This is a genomic window from Mycobacterium sp. SMC-21 (genome assembly GCF_045310825.1).
GTDB lineage: Bacteria > Actinomycetota > Actinomycetes > Mycobacteriales > Mycobacteriaceae > Mycobacterium.
The window spans coordinates 1-19165 of sequence record NZ_JBJIAO010000012.1 but is presented as its reverse complement, the minus strand read 5'-3'; the positions used below and the strand labels follow the sequence as shown (position 1 = coordinate 19165).

The window sequence follows — 19165 nt, the reverse complement described above, 5'->3', positions numbered from 1 at the left end:
GTCACTCAGAAGTCGTCGAACTCGCTGTCGAGGCTCTGGATGCGGCCGGCGACTCCCGACAGGTCGGTGTGGGAGCGCTGGATGATGTCGGCGACGTCGCCGCTGGCCTTGCCGATCGCCGACCACAACGCGTGGTCGGCGGCGGCGGTGGGCGTCTTCTTCGATTCGTCGGCGAGGTCCGTCACCCACCGCTTGAGCGCGTCGAGTTCGCGGCGTCCGCCGTTGACCACGTCCGCGGACCGCTCGAGTTCGTCGCCCACACGCTTGTCGAGTTCGGCCAGCCGGCCGAGGGCCTGGGCGTGCTTGGCGTTGGCGTCGGCGTAGCGGTCGGCCGCACCGCCGGTCCAGTGCGAACCGGGACCCGCGGCCTTCACCTGATCCTGCAGTTCGCGTAGCTGCTCGCTCTTGTCGAACTCGGAGCGGTCGTGCGGAACGCCCTCGCCGAAGGTGGCGCGCGCCCGCTCCCACATCAGCAGGAAGGCATCCAGCGGCTCCACCGGTGCGGACCTCCTCGCGTACGTCGGGCCTGCCCAGTTTAGGACGAGCCGACCAGCTACTAGGGTGTGGCTGTGCGCGTCCTCGTGATCGGCTCTGGTGCCCGTGAACATGCCCTGCTGCTCGCCCTGAGCCGCGACCCCCAGGTGGACTACCTGGCCGTCGCTCCCGGCAACGCCGGTACCTCCGCCGTCGCCGAGCAGCACGACGTCGACATCACCGCCGCCGACGACGTCGTCGCGCTGGCCAAGAAGCTGACCGCCGACCTGGTCGTGATCGGGCCCGAGGTGCCGCTGGTGCTCGGTGTGGCCGACGCGCTGCGGGCGGCAGGCATCGCCTGCTTCGGTCCGAGTCGTGAAGCCGCACGTATCGAAGGGTCGAAGGCATTCGCCAAGGCCGTCATGGCTGCCGCCGGGGTCCGCACCGCGACCAGCGAGATCGTCGACAACCCCGCCCACCTCGACGCCGCACTCGACCGCTTCGGTCCGCCCGCCGGACAACAGGCCTGGGTCGTCAAGGACGACGGTCTGGCCGCCGGCAAGGGCGTCGTCGTCTCCGCCGACCGCGAGGCGGCCCGCGCGCACGCCGCCGAACTGCTGGAGTCCGGCCATCCCGTGCTGCTCGAGTCCTTCCTCGACGGCCCCGAGGTGTCGCTGTTCTGCGTCGTCGACGGCGAGACCGTGGTGCCGCTGCTGCCCGCCCAGGACTTCAAGCGCGTCGGCGACAACGACAGCGGACCCAACACCGGCGGCATGGGCGCCTACACGCCGCTGCCGTGGCTGCCTGCCGCGGTCGTCGACCAGATTGTCGACGAGGTCGTCAAACCTGTTGCCGCTGAACTGGTTCGGCGCGACAGCTCCTTCTCGGGGCTGCTGTATGCGGGCCTGGCCATCACCTCGAACGGGCCGGCCGTCGTCGAATTCAACTGCCGCTTCGGCGATCCCGAGACCCAGGCCGTCCTGGCGCTACTGGAGACGCCGCTGGGCACGCTGCTGAACGCCGCCGCCACCGGCACGCTGGACTCGTTGGGTCCGCTGCAGTGGCAGGACGGATCGGCCGTGACGGTTGTTGTCGCCGCCGAGAACTACCCGGGCCGCCCCCGCGTCGGCGACGTCATCACCGGATCGGAGACCGCCGGCGTGCTGCACGCGGGCACCACCCGCCGGGCCGACGGCAGCGTCGTCTCCTCGGGCGGCCGGGTGCTGTCGGTGGTCGGCACCGGCGCAGACCTGGCGGCCGCGCGGGCCGAGGCGTACCGGATCATCCAGGCAATTCGCCTGCCGGGCAGCCACTTCCGCACCGACATCGGCCTCGCCGCGGCTGAAGGCCGCATCTCGCTCTAACCGGGATTTGTGCACGATTTTCCGCGGTCGCCGCGGAAAATCGTGCACAAATCACTGGACGAGGAGCGGGGCCAGCCAGGAGATCTCGGCCGGCAGCTGTGCACTCCAGAACGATCCGTCGTGCCCGCCGGGGGAGAAGCCGCCCGCGGCGCCACCCGGCAGCTGCGCGATGAACTGCTTGGTCGCCGAGTAGAACGGGTCGCTGTCGCCGCAGTCGATGCGGATCGGGATGCCGGCCAGTCCCGGCAGGCCCCACACCGAGTTGGCCGCGTAGTCGCCCGCGCCGTCGAAGGCGCCCGGGGCCGTCGCGCCTGATGACGTCCACAGCGCGGGGCTGACGGCGCAGATCGCCGCGGTCCGGGCGGCAGCCAGCCGGCCGCCCAGCAGCAGCGCGCCGTAGCCGCCCATCGACCAGCCGAGGAAACCCACGCGCGAGGTATCGAGGCCCTGCGAAGCCAGCATCGGGATCAGCTCGTCGAGCACCATCGCGCCCGAATCCTCCCCGGACGCCCGCTTGTGCCAGTAACCGCCACCGCCGTCGACCGCCACCACCGCGAACGGCGGCAGTCCGGCCGCCACGGCCTGTGCCAGGCCCTGTTCGACACCGCCGGCCATCACCGTCGCGGCGTCACTGCCCTTCCCGTGTAGCGCGATCACGGGCCGCAACGGCGCGGTCTGGCCCGGCGGGCGGGCGATGGCCCAGTTGGTCGAGATGCCGCCGCGGGCCTGCGAGACGAAGGAACCCGTCACGTAGGTCGGCGCCGGATCCGCGACGGCCGGAGGCGGCGCCAGCGGCACCCCGACGCTCGTCATGGTCACCGGGTTCGCGGTGACCGTCGGGCGGCCCGACGTCGACCCCAGCGCGAACGCGCCGGCGGCCCCTGCGGCGGCGCCGGCTCCGAGACGGAGGACGGCGCGTCGGCTCAGCTCTGCCATGGCCGCCATCATGCCATCGGCCGCAGCCCGTCATTCCTGAGTAATGCCTAATGGATTACGTGAAATCGTGATCGCCGCGTGACCATTCCTGGCAGCATTTACAGCGTGATGACAGCAGTCACCCCGAAGGGGGAACGGCGACGGTATGCGCTGGTCAGCGCGGCCGCCGAGCTGCTGTGCGAGGGCGGCTTCGACGCCGTCCGGCACCGCGCCGTGGCGCAGCGGGCCGGGCTGCCGCTGGCCTCCACGACGTACTACTTCTCGTCCCTCGACGACCTCATCGAAAAGGCGGTCGAGCACGTCGGAGAATCGGAATCCCAGCAGCTGCGCATGCGCGTCTCGGCGTTGTCGCGGCGGCGCCGGGGCGCGGACGCGACGGCGGATCTGCTGGTCGACCTGCTGGTCGGTGACGGTAACCGGGCGTCCGACCAGTTGATCTCCCGCTACGAGCGCTACATCGCCTGCGCCCGTCAGCCCGGGCTGCGCGATGTGCAGCGGCGCATTCTCAAGCAGCGGTCCGAGGCCGTTGTCGAGGTCGTGGAACGGTCCGGGCGCTCGGTGCGCGCCGAACTGCTGACGGCCCTGGTCTGCGCGGTGGACGGGGCGGTAGTGGCGTCGATGGTGAGCGACGGCGACGGTCCGCGCGCGACGGCCCGGGCGACCCTCGTGGACGTCATCGACGTCCTGGCCCCCTTCGACCAGGAACGCCGGGTCGCCCTGTAAGCGGGCTTAGTAGGCTGTAGTTCCGTGAGCATCCCCAACGTGCTGGCCAATCGTTACGCCAGCGACGAGATGGTGGCCATCTGGTCCCCGGAGAACAAGATCGTCGCCGAACGCCGGCTGTGGCTGGCCGTGCTGCGCGCGCAGTCCGAACTGGGCGTGGCCGTGCCGTCCGGCGTCGTTGAGGACTACGAGCGGGTGCTGGACCAGGTCGACCTGGATTCCATCGCCGCGCGCGAACGCGTCACCCGGCACGACGTCAAGGCGCGCATCGAAGAGTTCAACGCGCTGGCCGGCCACGAGCACGTCCACAAGGGCATGACGAGCCGCGACCTCACCGAGAACGTCGAGCAGCTGCAGATCCGGCAGTCGCTGGAACTGGTGTTCTCGCACGGCGTCGCGGTGGTGGCCCGGCTCGCCGAGCGCGCCGCGCTGTACCGCGACCTGGTGATGGCCGGCCGCTCGCACAACGTCGCGGCGCAGACCACCACCCTCGGCAAGCGGTTCGCCTCGGCCGCCGAGGAGACCCTGGTCGCGCTGACCCGGCTGCGGGAGCTGATCGACCGCTACCCGCTGCGCGGCATCAAGGGCCCGATGGGCACCGCGCAGGACATGCTGGATCTGTTCGGCGGTGACGCCTCGCGGTTGGCCGACCTGGAGCGCCGGGTTGCGGAATTCCTGGGATTCACCGAGGTTTTCACCTCCGTCGGGCAGGTGTACCCGCGGTCGCTGGACCACGACGTGCTGTCCGCGCTGGTGCAGCTGGGCGCCGGCCCGTCGTCGTTCGCGCACACCATCCGGCTGATGGCCGGCCACGAACTGGCCACCGAGGGCTTCGCGCCCGGGCAGGTCGGCTCCTCGGCCATGCCGCACAAGATGAACACCCGCTCGTGCGAGCGCGTCAACGGCCTGCAGGTCGTCCTTCGTGGTTACGGCTCCATGGCCGCGGAACTGGCTGGGGCGCAATGGAATGAAGGCGACGTCTTCTGCTCGGTGGTGCGCCGCGTCGCGCTGCCCGATGCGTTCTTCGCCATCGACGGACAGACCGAGACGTTCCTGACGGTGCTCGACGAGTTCGGCGCCTACCCGGCCGTGATCCAGCGCGAGCTGGACCGCTACCTGCCGTTCCTGGCGACGACCCGCATCCTGATGGCGGCGGTGCGCGCCGGTGTCGGCCGCGAGACCGCGCACGAGGTCATCAAGGAGCACGCCGTCGCCGTCGCGCTCGCGATGCGCGAAAAGGGTTTGGAGCCAGACCTTCTGGACCGGCTGGCAGCCGACTCGCGCCTCCCGCTGGACCGCGTCGAGCTCGACGCGGCGCTGGCCGACAAGCAGGCGTTCAGCGGCGCCGCCGGTGACCAGGTCGACGCCGTCGTCGCGGCGGTGGACCGTCTGGTCGCGCAGTACCCGGAAGCGGCCAAGTACACCTCGGGCGCCATCCTGTGACCTTGGCGGGAAGCTTGGCCGGGGTTGACCTGACCGACCTCGACAACTTCGCGTCGGGCTTCCCGCACGAGTTGTTCGCACGGCACCGCGCGGAAGCTCCGGTGTACTGGCACGAGCCGACCGAGAACACCCCGGACGGCGAAGGCTTCTGGTCGGTCGCCACACATGCGGAAACCCTTGCGGTGCTGCGGGATCCGGTCACATACTCGTCGGTGACGGGCGGTGCACGCCCGTTCGGCGGGACGCTGATCCAGGACCTGTCGATCGCCGGCCAGGTGCTGAACATGATGGACGACCCGCGGCACGCGGAGATTCGGCGGCTGGTGTCGTCGGGGCTGACGCCGCGGATGATCGCGCGGGTCGAGGACGACCTTCGCGTGCGCAGCCAGGCCCTGCTGGACGCGGTGTCGCCGGGGGTGCCGTTCGACTTCCTGGTCGACATCGCCGCCGAGCTGCCCATGCAGATGATCTGCATCCTGATGGGCATCCCTGAGTCGCAACGACATTGGCTGTTCGAGGCCATCGAGCCGAGCTTCGATTTCGGCGGCTCGCGCAAGGCCGCCATCACCCGGTTGTCCGTGGAGGAAGCCGGCTCCCGGATGTACAACTTCGGCATGGAGCTGATCGCTGCCAAGCGAGCCGAGCCGACCGACGACATGCTGTCGGTGGTGGCCAACGCCGAGGGGGTATCCGATCTCGAGGTGTACCTGTTCTTCAACCTACTGTTCAGTGCGGGCGCCGAGACCACCCGGAATTCGGTGGCCGGCGGTCTTTTGGCCCTGTGCGAGAACCCATCTCAGCTGGCGCTGCTACGCGCCGACCTGTCGCTGCTGCCGTCGGCGATCGAGGAGATGGTGCGCTGGACGTCACCGTCGCCGTCCAAGCGGCGCACCGCCACGCGTGCCGTGTCGCTCGGCGGCTGCGATATCGAGGCGGGACAGAAGGTGGTCGTGTGGGAAGGTTCGGCCAACCGTGACGAGCTGGTGTTCGCCGACCCCATGACGTTCGACGTGACCCGGAAGCCCAACCCGCACTTGGGATTCGGGCAGGGACTGCACTACTGCCTGGGAGCCAACCTGGCGCGGCTGGAGCTGCGGGTGTTGTTCGAGGAGCTGCTCACCCGGTTCCCCGACATCCAGGTGGTCGAGCCGCCCGAATGGACCCGCAGCAACCGGCACACCGGCCTCCGGCACCTCTGGGTGTCCCTGTCGTGATTTGTGCACGAAAATCCGCGGGTGGCGCGGAAAGTCGTGCACAGATCACGACTTTTCGAGGGTGAATTGATTGACGTCGACCTGGCGCAGCCGGAACAACTTCGCGCACCCGGTCAGGTATTTCATGTACCGGTCGTAGACCTCGACCGATTGCACTGCGATGGCTTCGTCGCGGTGTGATTCCAGGGCTTCGGCCCAGAGGTCGAGGGTTTTCGCGTAGTGCGGCTGCAGCGACTGGACTCGAGTCACCTTGAATCCGGCCGCCGCGGCGTGCTGACGGACCATCGGGGCGGACGGCAGTCGGCCGCCCGGGAAAATCTCGGTCATGATGAACTTGACGAACCGCAGGAGGTCAATCGTCACGGGCAGGTTCGTGTAACGCGGATCGGTGGTGCAGATGGTGTGCAGCAGCATGACGCCGTCGGGTGGGAGGGCGTCGTAGGCCATCCGGAAGAACGCCGCATAGCGTTCGTGACCGAAATGTTCGAAGGCGCCGATCGACACGATCCGGTCGGCTGTTCCGTCGTATTGTTCCCAGCCTCCGAGGTGGACGCGACGGGAGCGGGTGGTGTCCATGTCGTCGAAGAGCCGCTCGACGTGGGTGGCCTGATTTCTGGACAAGGTGAGGCCGATGACGTTCACGTCGTACTTCTCGATGGCGCGGCACATGGTGGCACCCCAGCCGCAGCCGACGTCGAGCAGCGTCATTCCCGGTGTGAGGCCGAGTTTTCCGAGGGCGAGGTCGATCTTGGCTGTTTGGGCTTGTTCGAGCGTCATGTCGTCGCGCTCGAAGTATGCGCAGCTGTATGTCTGGCTGGGGTCCAGGAACAGTCTGAAGAAGTCGTCGGACAGGTCATAGTGGGCTTGAACGTCCGCGAAATGGGGTTGAAGTTTCTGCGCCATGAGGTTCCTTCCTGGCGGTAGGACTGGATTCAGTCGCTTATGAAAAGCCTTGAAGTGCAACGGATATCGATTTGACGGCTGCGACTTCGGCTGATCAGTACCGAATCGCGGTGTGATTCCGTCAGGTCGGCGGCATCAGGACCGAATCGATCATGTACACCGTGGCATTCGCGGTCTTGACTCCGCCGCACACCAGCGCGGCGTCATTGACTTTCAGACCTGCGCCGTCGCCGGTGACGCTCACCGGCGAGCTCTCGAGGGTGGTGTGGGCTCCGGCCACCGCCGCAGGCGAGAGTTGGCCTTGTACAACGTGATACGTGAGGATCCTGGTCAGGGTGGCGGAGTCCGTCTTGAGTGAGTCCAGAGTCGCTGCCGGCAGCTTCTTGAAGGCATCATCGGTGGGCGCGAAAACGGTGTATTCGCCATTGTTCAGAGTCGCGACCAGGTTGACGTTTGGGTTCAGCTTGCCCGACAGCGCCGCCGTCAGCGTGGTCAGCATCGGATTGTCGGAGGCTGCCGTCGCGACCGGGTGCAACCCCATCCCGGCGACCGAACCCGGCCCGGTGGGGACCTGCTGTGCGTAAGCCTGGCAACCAGTGCCCACGAGTGCCGTGTCGGGTGGGGCCGATGTCACTGCCGAGGCAGCACTTGGCATAGAAGCCATGTTCGTACTCGGCGCAGCCGAGGATGCCGACTTGGTGCCGGCGTCCGAACACGCTGATAGGCCGATGACGGCGACAATCGACAGGCCGGCGGCCGCGATGTGTGGATAGCGAGGGTGTTGCATCCGGGTCTCCTCAGTGCGGACGACTGCCGCCGTTGGTTTGTTCTTTGTTTACTGATTCGGAGCCCCGGCGCTTTTGGATGGGTCTGCGGGCAGATGGAATCAGGATTGTCCGCCAACGTGATTCGACTGAGGGGAGGGAGCGGCCAGACTCGTGTACCCGAAGACACCGAATTCGCTGCCGCACCCATCCGGGCCGTCCCTGGCTCCGAATCCCTCCTGCGACCCGCAGCGTGGTGGCTCGGGCGTCGGACGAGAGTGAAACCAGATGACGCAGCGATTTGACGTGGTGATCGTGGGCGGCGGCCCGGCAGGGTCGGCGGCCGCATGGCAGGCGGCGCAGGCCGGGGCTCGCGTGCTCCTGCTGGACAAGGCTGAGTTCCCCCGCGACAAGCCGTGCGGTGATGGCCTGACACCCCGGGCCATCAGCTACATCCAGAAGATGGGACTCGCTGAGCAGGTCGCGAAGTTCCACCGCGTGAATCGAGCCACGGTCTACAGTCCGAGCCGCTGGGACCTGGCATTCCCGGACCGCCCGGGGATGCCTGATCACGGTCACGTGGCGCGCCGACTGGATCTCGACTTGATGCTGCTCGACCGGGCCGAGTTCTGCGGTGCCGAGGTGCGCCGCGGCACCGAGGTCGCCGGACCGATCCTCGATGACGGTGGGCGCGTGGCAGGAGTGGTGCTCAAAAGCGGCGAACGGGTCGCAGCTGATGCGGTGATTGCCGCCGACGGCGCCCATTCGCCGATCAAGCGGGCCCTGAATCTCGTCTCGCAGCACAACGGTTACGCCGCGATCGCGATCCGGGCCGAGATGTCCGCCAATCGACCGGACGTCGACTCGCTCGATGTGCACTTGCAACTGAGATTCCGCGGCGACCAACTGCCGGGTTATGGCTGGGTTTTCCCACTCGGCGGGGGCCGGGTGAACATCGGTCTCGGATATGTGAACAGCTACAAGAAGTGGCAACAGATCAACGCGACGCAGTTGTTGGGTGAGTTCCTGGCCGGACTACCCCATGAGTGGCAGCTACCGTCGATCGGCGAGTTGATGAAAGCGAAGGCCGTACGGGCGTGGCGGCTACCGATGGGATTCACGGCGTGGCCGCCGTGGCGTCCCGGTGTCTTGTTCGCCGGCGACGCGCTCGGAGCGGCGAGGCCGGCTTCAGGTGCGGGGATCTCCAAGGGATTGCAGTCCGGACTGGCGGCCGGTGAATGCGCCATCGCGGCGCTGACCAACGGTGGGCCAGACGATTTCACCAACTACACCCAGCGGGTGGAAGCGGCATGGGGCAAGGAGTATCGCCGCGGTCGATGGTTCCACCGGCTGGTCGGTGTGCCTGCGATCGCGGCTGCCGGGGTGCGCACGCTCGATGCTGTCAGCAATCCATCGGTGCGGGCGAGGCTGCTGTTCTGGGAGCAATGGTCCGACCCCGGCGCCCTGCCGCATGTTGCAGGGCCGGGTACCGAATCCTAGGTATTAGCAAAAGAGCTGAGGGGCAACGCATTAAACGTGCGACCGGCCCGCCCGGGCCGGTCGCACGTTTACCTAGGCGCTGCGCTTGTGATAACTGGCGAGCGTGACGTCGAGCAGGCCTTCGGTGAAGTACCGTTCACACCCGCGCAGATACCTCATGAAGCGCTGGTAGACCTCCTCGGATTGGATTTCCACCGCCTCGCTGTGGTTGGACTCCAGCGCGTCGCCCCACGTCTTGAGCGTCCGGATGTAGTGCGGCCGTAGGGAGATGGCCTCGGGGACAACGAAACCGGCCCGTTCGCCGTGTTCGACCATCATGTCCGTCGTCGGAATCCGACCGCCCGGGAAGATTTCGGTGACGATGAATTTGATGAAGCGCGCGGTCTCGAAGGTGACCTTCTTGCCGTCCGCGTTCAACTGATACGGATGGAAGCCGACGCTGCTCTGGATGGTCATCCGGCCGTCGGCGGGAAGGATGTCGAAACACTTCTTGAAGAAATCCGGATAGCGCTCGAAACCGAAGTGCTCGAAGGCCTCGATGGACACGATCCGGTCGACGGGCTCGTCGAATTGTTCCCAGCCCTGCAGGAGGACCCGGCGGGTCCGGTCGCTGTCGATGCCGTCCAGAAGTTGTTGTGTGAACGCCCTCTGGTTCTTCGACAGCGTCAATCCGATGACGTTGACGTCGTACTTCTCGACTGCTCGTCTAGCGGTCGCGCCCCAGCCACAACCGATGTCCAACAACGTCATTCCCGGTTTCAGGTCGAGTTTGTCGAGGTTGAGATCGATCTTGGCGAGCTGCGCTTCCTCAAGGGTCAGGGTCGGAGGCTCGAAGTACGCGCAGCTGTAGGTGCGCGACGGGTCTTGGAATAGGGCGAAGAAATCGTCCGACAGGTCGTAGTGGGCTTGAATCTCTTCGAAATGTGGACGCATTTCTTCTTGGGAACCAGCAGGCATGGATCCGTGCTTTCCAACGCGGCGCAACGCCGCGTCTGTGTGATTGCGGTCTGGTGACAGGCTGTGGGTGGTCTGCTACTTCTGCAGGGTGAATTGATTGACGTCCACCTGGCGACGGTGGAACATGTCGGCGCAACCGGTCAGATATTTCATGTACCGGTCGTAGACCTCCACCGACTGGATCGCGATGGCCTCGTCGCGGTGCGCCTCCAGTGCCTCGGCCCAGTGGTCGAGGGTTTTCGCATAGTGCGGCTGCAGTGACTGCACGCGGGTGACGCGGAATCCGGCTGCGGTGGAGAGGTTTTCAACCATCTCGATGGACGGCAGACGGCCACCGGGGAAGATCTCGGTCACGATGAACTTCACAAATCTGGCCAACGCGAACGTCAACGGAATGCCCATTTCCGCGGCCCGGCGCGGGTCGATGCCGCAAATGGTGTGCAGCAGCATGACGCCATCGGACGGCAACGCGTCATAGGCCATCTGAAAGAACGCCGGATAACGGTCGTGACCGAAATGCTCGAACGCGCCGATAGACACGATGCGGTCGACCGTTTCGTCGAACTGTTCCCAGCCTTCGAGGTACACGCGGCGCGAACGCGTGGTGTCCACGCCGTCGAGCACATGATTGACATATGCGGCTTGGTTTTTCGACAGGGTCAGCCCGACGACGTTGACGTCGTACTTTTCGATCGCGCGCCGCATCGTCGCGCCCCAGCCGCAGCCGACGTCGAGCAGTGTGATGCCGGGTTCGAGGCCCAGCTTGCCCAACGCGAGGTCGATCTTCGCCAATTGGGCCTGTTCCAGCGTCATGTCGTCGCGCTCGAAATATGCACAACTGTAGGTCCGGCTCGGATCCAGAAACAGTCTGAAGAAATCATCTGACAGGTCGTAATGCGCCTGGACGTCCGCAAAATGCGGTTTGAGTTTTTCTGCCATGGCTTCCTCTCCAGGCCGGCGGCCTGAGAATGCTGATCGCGCGCACACCTGCTCGAGCCGGCGACGTCGACGGCTCGTTGGGAGGTGCTGTGCCCTGTACACGTATGTGGTGCCCGCACGGTTCACGAGCACGACACCCTGGTATTCGTTGCCAGGTTTCAGTTGGATGGGTGGGGCGCCGAAATTGAAGATTTGCCCGGTTGCTGGAGCGATATCGGCACAGCGATCGGCAGCGCAGGAATTCGCGGTCCGGCGGTGCCCGCGCTGCTGGAGCGATCAGCCAGAGAAGCCCTGAAGTATGTTGCCGACGGCTTACCAGTGAAGCAACGACTCAGCTGCAATGCAAGAGCAAACGCCCACCAACCGTCGACGTCATCCGTTAGGCCGACGTCGGCCGGGCCGGCCGTAGACCGGCCGACCGCAGCTCCAACGCCGCCAACTTCCGGATCGCGACGGTGTCGTGGGTGCGCCACGCGGTCACCGGGTCGTCGGAAACCTCGGTCAGCTTTGCCAGCGGCCGGTTGGCCAGCGCCCGCAACGCCAGCAGCTGTTCGCCGGCGTCGGTCGACGCCAGCGTCACGGCCGTCCACTTCCGGCGGAAGAACCTGATCCGCAGCACCAGCCACGGCATCGCGACGGCGAGGATCGGCGGCAGCGCCACCGCCAGCGCGAGCACCCAGGCCAGCCAGCTGGCGGTGCTGTTCAGGCTGTCACCGGCGCCCGCGATGTCGACCGCGGCGTGGCCGGCCGAGCGCAATGGACCGCCGAAGGCCTTTCCGATCAGAGGAATGCCGTCGGCGTTGTGGCCGGCGGAGGCCAGGCTGTCGGCGACGCCGTCGGCGCCGTCGTGCACCTGGCGCCCGACGTCGGCGATGGTGGCGATGGCGCTGTGCACCGCGACGCCGACCGAGATCCAGATGGCGAACCACACCAGCGCGACGACATCGCTGGTCAACTGGGCGAGCAGCCGGCCCGGCGTGCGGGCGTAGGGCACGTAGCGCGAACTCATGCCAACCATCCCAACAGATAGGGTGGTCCGATGCGCCCAGCTTTGTCCGACTACCGCCATCTCACCAGCGGCAAGGTTCGCGACCTGTACCGCATCGACGACGACCACCTGCTGTTCGTCGCATCGGACCGGATTTCCGCTTTCGACTATGTACTCGACAGCGAGATCCCGGACAAGGGCCGCGTGCTCACCGCCATGAGCGTCTTCTTCTTCGACTACCTGGCCGAGCAGCTGGGCACCGCCAACCACCTCGCCGGCCCGGCCGACGACGAGCGCATCCCCGCCGAGGTACTGGGCCGTGCCCTGGTGGTGCGCAGCCTGGAAATGATGCCGGTCGAGTGCGTGGCGCGCGGATACCTGACCGGTTCGGGGCTCATCGACTACCGCAAGACGGGCCAGGTGTGCGGCATCGCGCTGCCGGAGGGCCTGACGGAGGCCAGCCGGTTCGGTGAGCCGCTGTTCACGCCGGCGACCAAGGCCGAGATCGGTGCGCACGACGAGAACATCGCGTTCGACGCCGTCGTGAAGCTGGTCGGCGCCGAGCGGGCCGAGCAGCTGCGCGACGAGACCCTCAAGGTCTACAGCGCCGCCGCCGCGCACGCGCTGACCAAGGGAATTATCCTGGCGGACACCAAGTTCGAGTTCGGGGTCGACGCCGACGGTGGGCTGGTGCTGGCCGACGAGGTGCTCACTCCGGACTCGTCACGGTACTGGCCGGTGGACGGCTACGCCGAGGGCGTGGTGCAGCCCAGCTTCGACAAGCAGTTCGTCCGGAACTGGCTGACGGGCCCAGACTCCGGCTGGGACCGCGCCGGCGACACCCCGCCGCCGCCGCTGCCCGACGACATCGTCGAGGCCACCCGGGCGCGATACATCGAGGCGTACGAACGGATTTCGGGTCGCCGGTTCGCCGATTGGATCGGCGCATGAGCAACCCGCCGATCGCCAAGAAGGTCGAGCACCGCCGCGAACACCACGGCGACGTGTTCATCGACCCGTACGAGTGGATGCGGGACAAGAACGATCCCGAGGTGATCGCGCTCCTGAACGCGGAGAACGCCTACACCGAGGAGATCACCGCGCCGCTGGAACCGTTGCGGCAGAAGATCTTCGACGAGATCAAGGCCCGCACCAAAGAGACCGATCTGTCGGTGCCGACCCGGCGCGGCGACTGGTGGTACTACGCCCGCAGCTTCGAGGGCAAGCAGTACAGCGTGCACTGCCGGTGTCCCATCAGCGATCCCGACGACTGGACCCCGCCGCAGCTCGATGAGCACACCGAGGTCCCCGGCGAGCAGGTGCTGCTGGACGAGAACGTCGAGGCCGAGGGCCACGACTTCTTCTCGCTCGGCGCGGCCACCGTCAGCGTCGACGCCAACATCCTCGCCTACTCCGTCGACACCGTGGGCGACGAGCGATACACGTTGAAGTTCAAGGACTTACGCACCGGCGAGCTGTACGACGACCGGATCACCGGCATCGGCGCCGGCGGCACCTGGGCGGCCGACAACCGGACGCTCTACTACGTCACGGTCGACGACGCCTGGCGGCCGGACACCGTCTGGCGGCATCGACTGGGCTCCGGGCTGCCCGGTGAGAAGGTGCACCACGAGTCCGACGAGCGGTTCTGGGTGGGCGTGGGCCGCACCCGCAGTGACAAGTACATCTTCATCGCCGCCGGCAGTGCCGTCACCTCCGAGGTGCGTTACGCCGACGCGGGCGACGCCAAGGCCGAATTCAAAGTGGTGTTGCCGCGCAAGGACTCCGTCGAATATTCGGTCGAGCACGCGGTGGTCGGCGGCGAGGATCGGTTCCTGATCCTGCACAACGACGGTGCCGAGAACTTCACGCTGGTCGATGTGCCGGTGTCCGATGCTCCGCTGACGAGCCTCGACGGTGCCCGCACGCTCATCGAGCACCGCGACGACGTCCGCCTCGACGGTGTCGATGCGTTCGCCGACCAGTTGGTGGTGAGCTATCGGCGGGAGGCGTTGCCGCGAATCCAGCTGTGGCCCTTCGATTCCGACGGCAACTACGGCGAGACCCAGGAGATCGCGTTCGAGTCGGAGTTGATGTCGGTCGGCCTGTCGGGCAACCCGAACTGGTCGTCGCCGCGGCTGCGGGTGGGAGCGACGTCGTTCGTCATCCCGGTGCGGATCTATGACCTGGACCTGGCCACCGGTGAACGAATCCTGTTGCGCGAGCAGCCGGTTCTCGGTGACTACCGGCCCGAGGACTACCTCGAGCGCCGGGACTGGGCGGTGGCCGCCGATGGCACGAAGGTGCCGCTGTCGATCATCCAGCGCGTGGGCGCACCGACCCCGGCGCCGGCGCTGCTGTACGGCTACGGCGCCTACGAGTCCTGCGAGGACCCCCGTTTCTCGATCGCCCGGCTGTCGCTGCTGGACCGCGGCGTGGTGTTCGTCGTCGCGCACGTGCGTGGCGGCGGAGAGCTGGGGCGTGGCTGGTACGAGCACGGCAAGCTGCTGGAGAAGAAGAACACCTTCACCGACTTCATCAGTGCCGCAGAGCATCTGATCGCCACGGGCGTCACCAGGCCGGAGAATCTCGTGGCGCTCGGTGGCAGTGCCGGTGGCCTGCTGATGGGTGCCGTGGCCAACATGGCGCCGCACCTGTTCGCCGGCATCCTCGCCCAGGTGCCCTTCGTCGACGCGCTGACCACCATCCTCGACCCGTCGCTGCCGCTCACCGTCACCGAGTGGGACGAGTGGGGTAACCCGTTGGCGGACAAGGCCGTCTACGACTACATGAAGTCCTACACGCCGTACGAGAACGTGACGGCTCAGGACTACCCGGCGATTCTGGCGATGACGTCGCTCAACGACACCCGCGTGTACTACGTCGAGCCCGCGAAATGGGTTGCCGCGCTGCGCAGCACCAAGACAGACAACCATCCCGTCTTGCTCAAGACCGAGATGGCGGCCGGGCACGGCGGCACCAGTGGGCGCTACGAACGCTGGAAGGAAGCCGCGTTCCAGTACGCCTGGGTGCTAGCCACCGCGGACCGCGACAAATATGGCAGCGGCCAGGTAGATGACCTCCTGGACGGAGCGCACGCCTAGGTTCGACGCCATGGAGGGCGGCGTGTCGGGCATCTGCGCGGCGTAGATGTTGGCGGGGAACATGGCCAGCATCAGCAGGAACAGGCAGATGGCGGCCGCGACACGCGTGGGCGGGAACAGGAGCCCGACGGCGCCGAGCAGCTCCAGCACGCCGGTGATGGCCACCAGTCGTTCCGGCGACGGCAGCCGCGGCGGGACGATCGCGATCATGTCGCGCCGCATGCCCGGGGTGAAATGTGCGACGCCGGTCATGAAGAACATCAGAGCCAAGCCGACCGCGATGGCGCTCGGCCAGCTGTCGACGTAGCCGACCCCGAGCCAGCCGGCGACGCGTGCGGCCAGGCTGCCCAGCACGAGAGCGAGAAGAACGGCCATGGGCTGCGCCTCCGTAATCTAGTCGACGTCTAGATTGAAGGATATCCTGGAACTTGACACTGTCAAGATAGGATGCGGACATGGCCAGGCAGAGCTACCACCACGGCGACCTGAAGGCCGTCATCCTGGAGCAGGCGGCCGCGCTCGTCGCCGAACGTGGCGCCGACAGCATCTCGCTGCGCGAGTTGGCCCGCGCGGCCGGCGTATCGCACGCGGCGCCGGCGCACCACTTCACCGATCGGCGGGGGTTGTTCACCGCGCTGGCGACCGAGGGCTTCACGCAGCTGGCGGCTGCCCTCGCTGAGGCGGAGCCGGAATTCGCCTATGCGGCAAGGGCTTACGTGCAGTTCGCCCTCGACCACCCCGGCCACTACGCCGTCATGTTCGACAAGATGCTCTACGACGCATCCGACCCGGACCTGCGCGCCGCCGAAGCCGAGGCGGCCGCCGAACTCACCGGCGGCGTGGCGACCCTGGTTGATCCCAATGCCCAGAACGACCCCGAGGGCTCGGCGCTGGCCGCGTGGTCTCTGGTCCACGGTTTCGCGCTGCTGACCCTCAACGGCGCGGTCACCGACCCCGATCCCGTCGACACCGCCGAACGCCTCGCCCGCATCCTCTTCTCCGGCTAGTTCTCCGGCCAGCCCCGCCCACCTCCCGCCTCTCACCCCCACTTCCCGCGCACCCCACCTCCCGCCGCCCCCCTTCCCGCCTCCCACCCCCACTTCCCGCTGCCCCCACTTCCCGCGAGCGGCCGTGTTTGTACGGCGACGCGCCGCAATTTGCGTGCAGGAAGGTGCCGCTCACAACTGCTGAGCGGCCGTGTCTGTACGGCGACGCGCCGCAATCTGCGTGCAAGAAGGTGCCGCTCGTGGCTGCTGAGTGGCCGCGTTTTGTACACGTAGGTCGGCGTGTCGCCGTACAAACACGGCCGCTCGCGCTGAAGAGCAGGGAGAGAAAAGGGGCAGTGTTCAGGCGGCACCAATGTCACGGCAACCGACGGGACACCTGACGTTGTCACACTGCTTACATGGCTGGCCAATTGATCGTCTCGATCTCGGGGATCCGGGACCGCACGCTGGGTGACGTCGCAGACTTCTGCACCGAGCTCGATGCCCGGCAGATTCCGGCGTCGCTGCTGGTCGCCCCGCGGCTCAAAGGCGGCTACCGGCTGGAGCGTGACATCCCCACGGTCGAGTGGCTGACCAAACGCCGCGCGGCAGGGGCCGCTGTTGTCCTGCACGGGTTCGACGAAGCGGCCAGCAAGAAGCGCCGCGGCGAGTTCGCCGCCCTGCCCGCACACGAGGCGAACCTGCGCCTGATGGGCGCCGACCGGGTGCTCGAACACCTCGGCCTGCGCACCCGCTTGTTCGCCGCGCCCGGTTGGACGGCGTCGCAGGGCACCGTGACAGCGTTGCCGCGCAACGGCTTCCGGCTGTTGGTCGGTGATGCGGGCATCACCGACCTGGTGCGATCCACCACCTTGCGGTCGCGGGTCTTCGGCATCGGCGAGGGGTTCCTCACCGAACCCTGGTGGTGTCGCACCCTGGTGCTGGCCGCCGAGCGCACGGCCCGGCGCGGCGGCACCGTCCGGCTCGCGGTGGCCGCCGGTCAGCTGCGGCGGACCGGGCCGCGCCAGGCCATGCTCGACGCCATCGACCTCTCACTCATGCACGGCTGCGCCCCCGCGGCCTACGAGTGGACGCCCGACCCGGCACTAACTGACGCAGCCTGACCCCTGGGACGCTAGCGTGGCCCCATGGACGCTGACGTCATCGTCGTGGGGGCCGGGCTGGCCGGGCTGGTCGCCGCCGCCGAACTGCTCGAGCGGGGCCGGTCGGTTCTGATCGTCGACCAGGAGAACGAGGCCAACATCGGTGGCCAGGCGTTCTGGTCGTTCGGCGGGCTGTTCTTCGTCGACAGCGCCGAACAGCGACGAGTCGGTATCCGCGACAGCTACGAGCGGGCGCTGGAAGATTGGCTGCGCACAGCAGGTTTCGACCGCGACGAGGACCACTGGCCCGAGCAGTGGGCCCGCGCCTACGTCGACTTCGCCGCCGGCGAGAAGCGCAGCTGGCTGCGCGAGCGGGGCCTGCAGACCTTCGCGTTGGTCGGCTGGGCCGAACGCGGCGGCTGGGACGGCAAGGGGCCGGGCAACTCGGTGCCGCGCTTCCACATCACCTGGGGTACCGGCCCGGCACTGGTCGACATCTTCGCGCGACGGGTCGTCGGGCACCCCAAAGTGCGCTTCGCACACCGGCATCGGGTCGACGAACTGATTGTCGGTCAAGGCGCCGTCACCGGCGTGCGGGGCGCGGTGCTTGAGCCGGCGAACACCGCCCGTGGAGAGGCGTCATCGCGTAACACCTTGGGGGAGTTCGAGTTCCGCGCGCAGGCCGTGATCGTCGCCAGCGGCGGCATCGGCGGCAACCACGACCTGGTACGCCAGAACTGGCCCAAGCGCATGGGCCGGGTGCCCGGCCAGCTGTTGTCCGGTGTGCCCGCGCACGTCGACGGCCGCATGCTCGGCATCAGCCAGGCCGCCGGCGCCAGCGTCATCAACAACGACCGGATGTGGCACTACACCGAGGGCATCACCAACTACGACCCGATCTGGCCGCTGCACGGCATCCGCATCCTGCCCGGGCCGTCGTCGCTGTGGCTGGACGCCACCGGCAAGCGGCTGCCCGACCCGCTGTACCCGGGCTACGACACCCTGGGCACGCTGGAATACATCTGCCAAACCGGTTACGACTACACATGGTTCGTGCTCGACCAGAGCATCATCGCCAAGGAATTCGGGCTGTCCGGACAGGAGCAGAATCCCGACCTCACCGGCAAGAATCTGCGGGAAGTGCTGGGGCGTAGCCGGGGCGGTGGCCCGGCCCCGGTCCGCGCGTTCGTCGACAAGGGTGTGGACTTCGTGTCGGCGAACACGTTGTGCGACTTGGTTTCTGCCATGAACAAGGTGCCTGACGTCGAACCGCTGGACTACGCGACCGTCGAGGCCGAGGTCAATGCCCGCGACAAGGAGATGACCAGCAAGCTCACCAGCGACGGCCAGACCGTGGCCTACCGGGCCGCACGCTCGTACCTGCCGGACCGGCTGGCGCGCATCGCCGGACCGCACAAACTGACCGACCCCAAGGCCGGCCCGATGATCGCCGTCAAGCTGCACATCCTGACCCGAAAGTCCTTGGGCGGCTTGCACACCGACCTCGACTCGCGGGTGCTGACGCCGGAGGGCGCGGTGCTCGACGGGCTGTACGCGGCCGGCGAGGCGGCCGGTTTCGGCGGCGGCGGTGTGCACGGCTACCGGGCGCTGGAAGGCACCTTCCTGGGTGGCTGCATTTTCTCCGGCCGCGCCGCCGGACGTGCCGCGGCCCGCGCCGTCGGCTGAGTTCCTAGTGGTCCGTCTCAGTTTTGATTGACTACTTGTTGGAGTTTGGTGCGTGCGCGTCGGACTTTGGCCAGGATCGAC

At 67.3% G+C, this 19165-nt stretch carries 18 protein-coding genes; 10 read left to right on the top strand and 8 right to left on the bottom strand.

The features are described 5' to 3' along the window. Positions 1-5: 5 nt before the first annotated feature. The gene (locus ACJH6H_RS14250; RefSeq protein WP_318984629.1) at positions 6-497 is read right to left on the bottom strand and encodes an EspA/EspE family type VII secretion system effector; all 492 of its coding nucleotides are present in this window, start codon (positions 495-497) and stop codon (positions 6-8) included. 72 nt (positions 498-569) lie between these two features. On the opposite strand from ACJH6H_RS14250, the gene purD reads away from it, so the two are divergent. After that, positions 570-1838, top strand: coding sequence for a phosphoribosylamine--glycine ligase (purD, locus tag ACJH6H_RS14245; protein ID WP_406775114.1), 1269 nt, complete (start codon positions 570-572; stop codon positions 1836-1838). A gap of 51 nt (positions 1839-1889) precedes the next feature. Here the strand turns inward: purD and ACJH6H_RS14240 are convergent, their stop codons facing one another. Next, positions 1890-2786, bottom strand: a complete 897-nt coding sequence (locus ACJH6H_RS14240; RefSeq protein ID WP_406775113.1) for an alpha/beta hydrolase — start codon at positions 2784-2786, stop codon at positions 1890-1892. Positions 2787-2882: 96 nt separating this feature from the next. Between ACJH6H_RS14240 and ACJH6H_RS14235 the strand changes: the two genes are divergently transcribed. From ACJH6H_RS14235 to ACJH6H_RS14225, 3 genes are read left to right on the top strand one after another with little or no spacing between them, the layout of a single operon-like run. After that, positions 2883-3497: a TetR/AcrR family transcriptional regulator gene (locus ACJH6H_RS14235; protein WP_020098760.1), complete on the top strand. Its 615-nt coding sequence runs from the start codon at positions 2883-2885 to the stop codon at positions 3495-3497. A 24-nt stretch (positions 3498-3521) separates the two neighbouring features. Then, positions 3522-4940: an adenylosuccinate lyase gene (gene purB / locus ACJH6H_RS14230; RefSeq protein ID WP_406775112.1), complete on the top strand. Its 1419-nt coding sequence runs from the start codon at positions 3522-3524 to the stop codon at positions 4938-4940. Then, complete coding sequence (locus ACJH6H_RS14225; protein ID WP_406775111.1) at positions 4937-6154, top strand: cytochrome P450; 1218 nt, start codon at positions 4937-4939, stop codon at positions 6152-6154. The genes purB and ACJH6H_RS14225 overlap by 4 nt, the downstream gene beginning before the upstream one ends. A gap of 45 nt (positions 6155-6199) precedes the next feature. Here the strand turns inward: ACJH6H_RS14225 and ACJH6H_RS14220 are convergent, their stop codons facing one another. Both ACJH6H_RS14220 and ACJH6H_RS14215 read right to left on the bottom strand, forming a co-directional pair. Then, positions 6200-7057 (bottom strand): cyclopropane mycolic acid synthase family methyltransferase, encoded by an 858-nt coding sequence (locus tag ACJH6H_RS14220; protein WP_406775110.1) that lies wholly within the window; start codon positions 7055-7057, stop codon positions 6200-6202. 121 nt (positions 7058-7178) lie between these two features. Further along, a complete protein-coding gene (locus ACJH6H_RS14215; RefSeq protein WP_406775109.1) occupies positions 7179-7844 on the bottom strand; it encodes a fasciclin domain-containing protein in 666 nt (221 codons plus the stop codon). Positions 7845-8109: 265 nt separating this feature from the next. Here ACJH6H_RS14215 and ACJH6H_RS14210 point away from each other — a divergent pair, with 265 nt between their 5' ends. Continuing rightward, positions 8110-9321 carry a geranylgeranyl reductase family protein gene (locus ACJH6H_RS14210; protein WP_406775108.1) on the top strand — a complete coding sequence of 404 codons (1212 nt, stop codon included), beginning with the start codon at positions 8110-8112 and terminating at the stop codon, positions 9319-9321. A gap of 72 nt (positions 9322-9393) precedes the next feature. On the opposite strand, the gene ACJH6H_RS14205 is transcribed toward ACJH6H_RS14210, so the two are convergent. The 3 genes from ACJH6H_RS14205 to ACJH6H_RS14195 all read right to left on the bottom strand — a co-directional run bounded on the left by ACJH6H_RS14205 (position 9394) and on the right by ACJH6H_RS14195 (position 12226). Further along, a complete protein-coding gene (locus ACJH6H_RS14205) occupies positions 9394-10278 on the bottom strand; it encodes a cyclopropane mycolic acid synthase family methyltransferase (RefSeq protein WP_318987358.1) in 885 nt (294 codons plus the stop codon). A 75-nt stretch (positions 10279-10353) separates the two neighbouring features. Then, complete coding sequence (locus ACJH6H_RS14200) at positions 10354-11217, bottom strand: cyclopropane mycolic acid synthase family methyltransferase (RefSeq protein ID WP_406775169.1); 864 nt, start codon at positions 11215-11217, stop codon at positions 10354-10356. A gap of 379 nt (positions 11218-11596) precedes the next feature. Beyond that, positions 11597-12226, bottom strand: a complete 630-nt coding sequence (locus ACJH6H_RS14195; protein WP_406775107.1) for a hypothetical protein — start codon at positions 12224-12226, stop codon at positions 11597-11599. A 30-nt stretch (positions 12227-12256) separates the two neighbouring features. Here ACJH6H_RS14195 and ACJH6H_RS14190 point away from each other — a divergent pair, with 30 nt between their 5' ends. Both ACJH6H_RS14190 and ACJH6H_RS14185 read left to right on the top strand, forming a co-directional pair. Further along, positions 12257-13156 (top strand): phosphoribosylaminoimidazolesuccinocarboxamide synthase, encoded by a 900-nt coding sequence (locus ACJH6H_RS14190; protein ID WP_406775106.1) that lies wholly within the window; start codon positions 12257-12259, stop codon positions 13154-13156. Beyond that, positions 13153-15309: a S9 family peptidase gene (locus tag ACJH6H_RS14185; RefSeq protein ID WP_406775105.1), complete on the top strand. Its 2157-nt coding sequence runs from the start codon at positions 13153-13155 to the stop codon at positions 15307-15309. The genes ACJH6H_RS14190 and ACJH6H_RS14185 overlap by 4 nt, the downstream gene beginning before the upstream one ends. Here the strand turns inward: ACJH6H_RS14185 and ACJH6H_RS14180 are convergent. Next, a complete protein-coding gene (locus ACJH6H_RS14180; RefSeq protein WP_212813490.1) occupies positions 15238-15684 on the bottom strand; it encodes a DoxX family protein in 447 nt (148 codons plus the stop codon). The genes ACJH6H_RS14185 and ACJH6H_RS14180 overlap by 72 nt on opposite strands. An 80-nt stretch (positions 15685-15764) precedes the next feature. On the opposite strand from ACJH6H_RS14180, the gene ACJH6H_RS14175 reads away from it, so the two are divergent. From ACJH6H_RS14175 to ACJH6H_RS14165, 3 genes are all read left to right on the top strand, one after another. Next, the gene (locus ACJH6H_RS14175) at positions 15765-16316 is read left to right on the top strand and encodes a TetR/AcrR family transcriptional regulator (protein WP_212813488.1); all 552 of its coding nucleotides are present in this window, start codon (positions 15765-15767) and stop codon (positions 16314-16316) included. 398 nt (positions 16317-16714) lie between these two features. Then, complete coding sequence (locus ACJH6H_RS14170) at positions 16715-17419, top strand: DUF2334 domain-containing protein (RefSeq protein WP_406775104.1); 705 nt, start codon at positions 16715-16717, stop codon at positions 17417-17419. Positions 17420-17443: 24 nt separating this feature from the next. Then, complete coding sequence (locus tag ACJH6H_RS14165) at positions 17444-19084, top strand: FAD-binding dehydrogenase (RefSeq protein WP_406775103.1); 1641 nt, start codon at positions 17444-17446, stop codon at positions 19082-19084. The last annotated feature ends 81 nt before the right edge of the window (positions 19085-19165 follow it).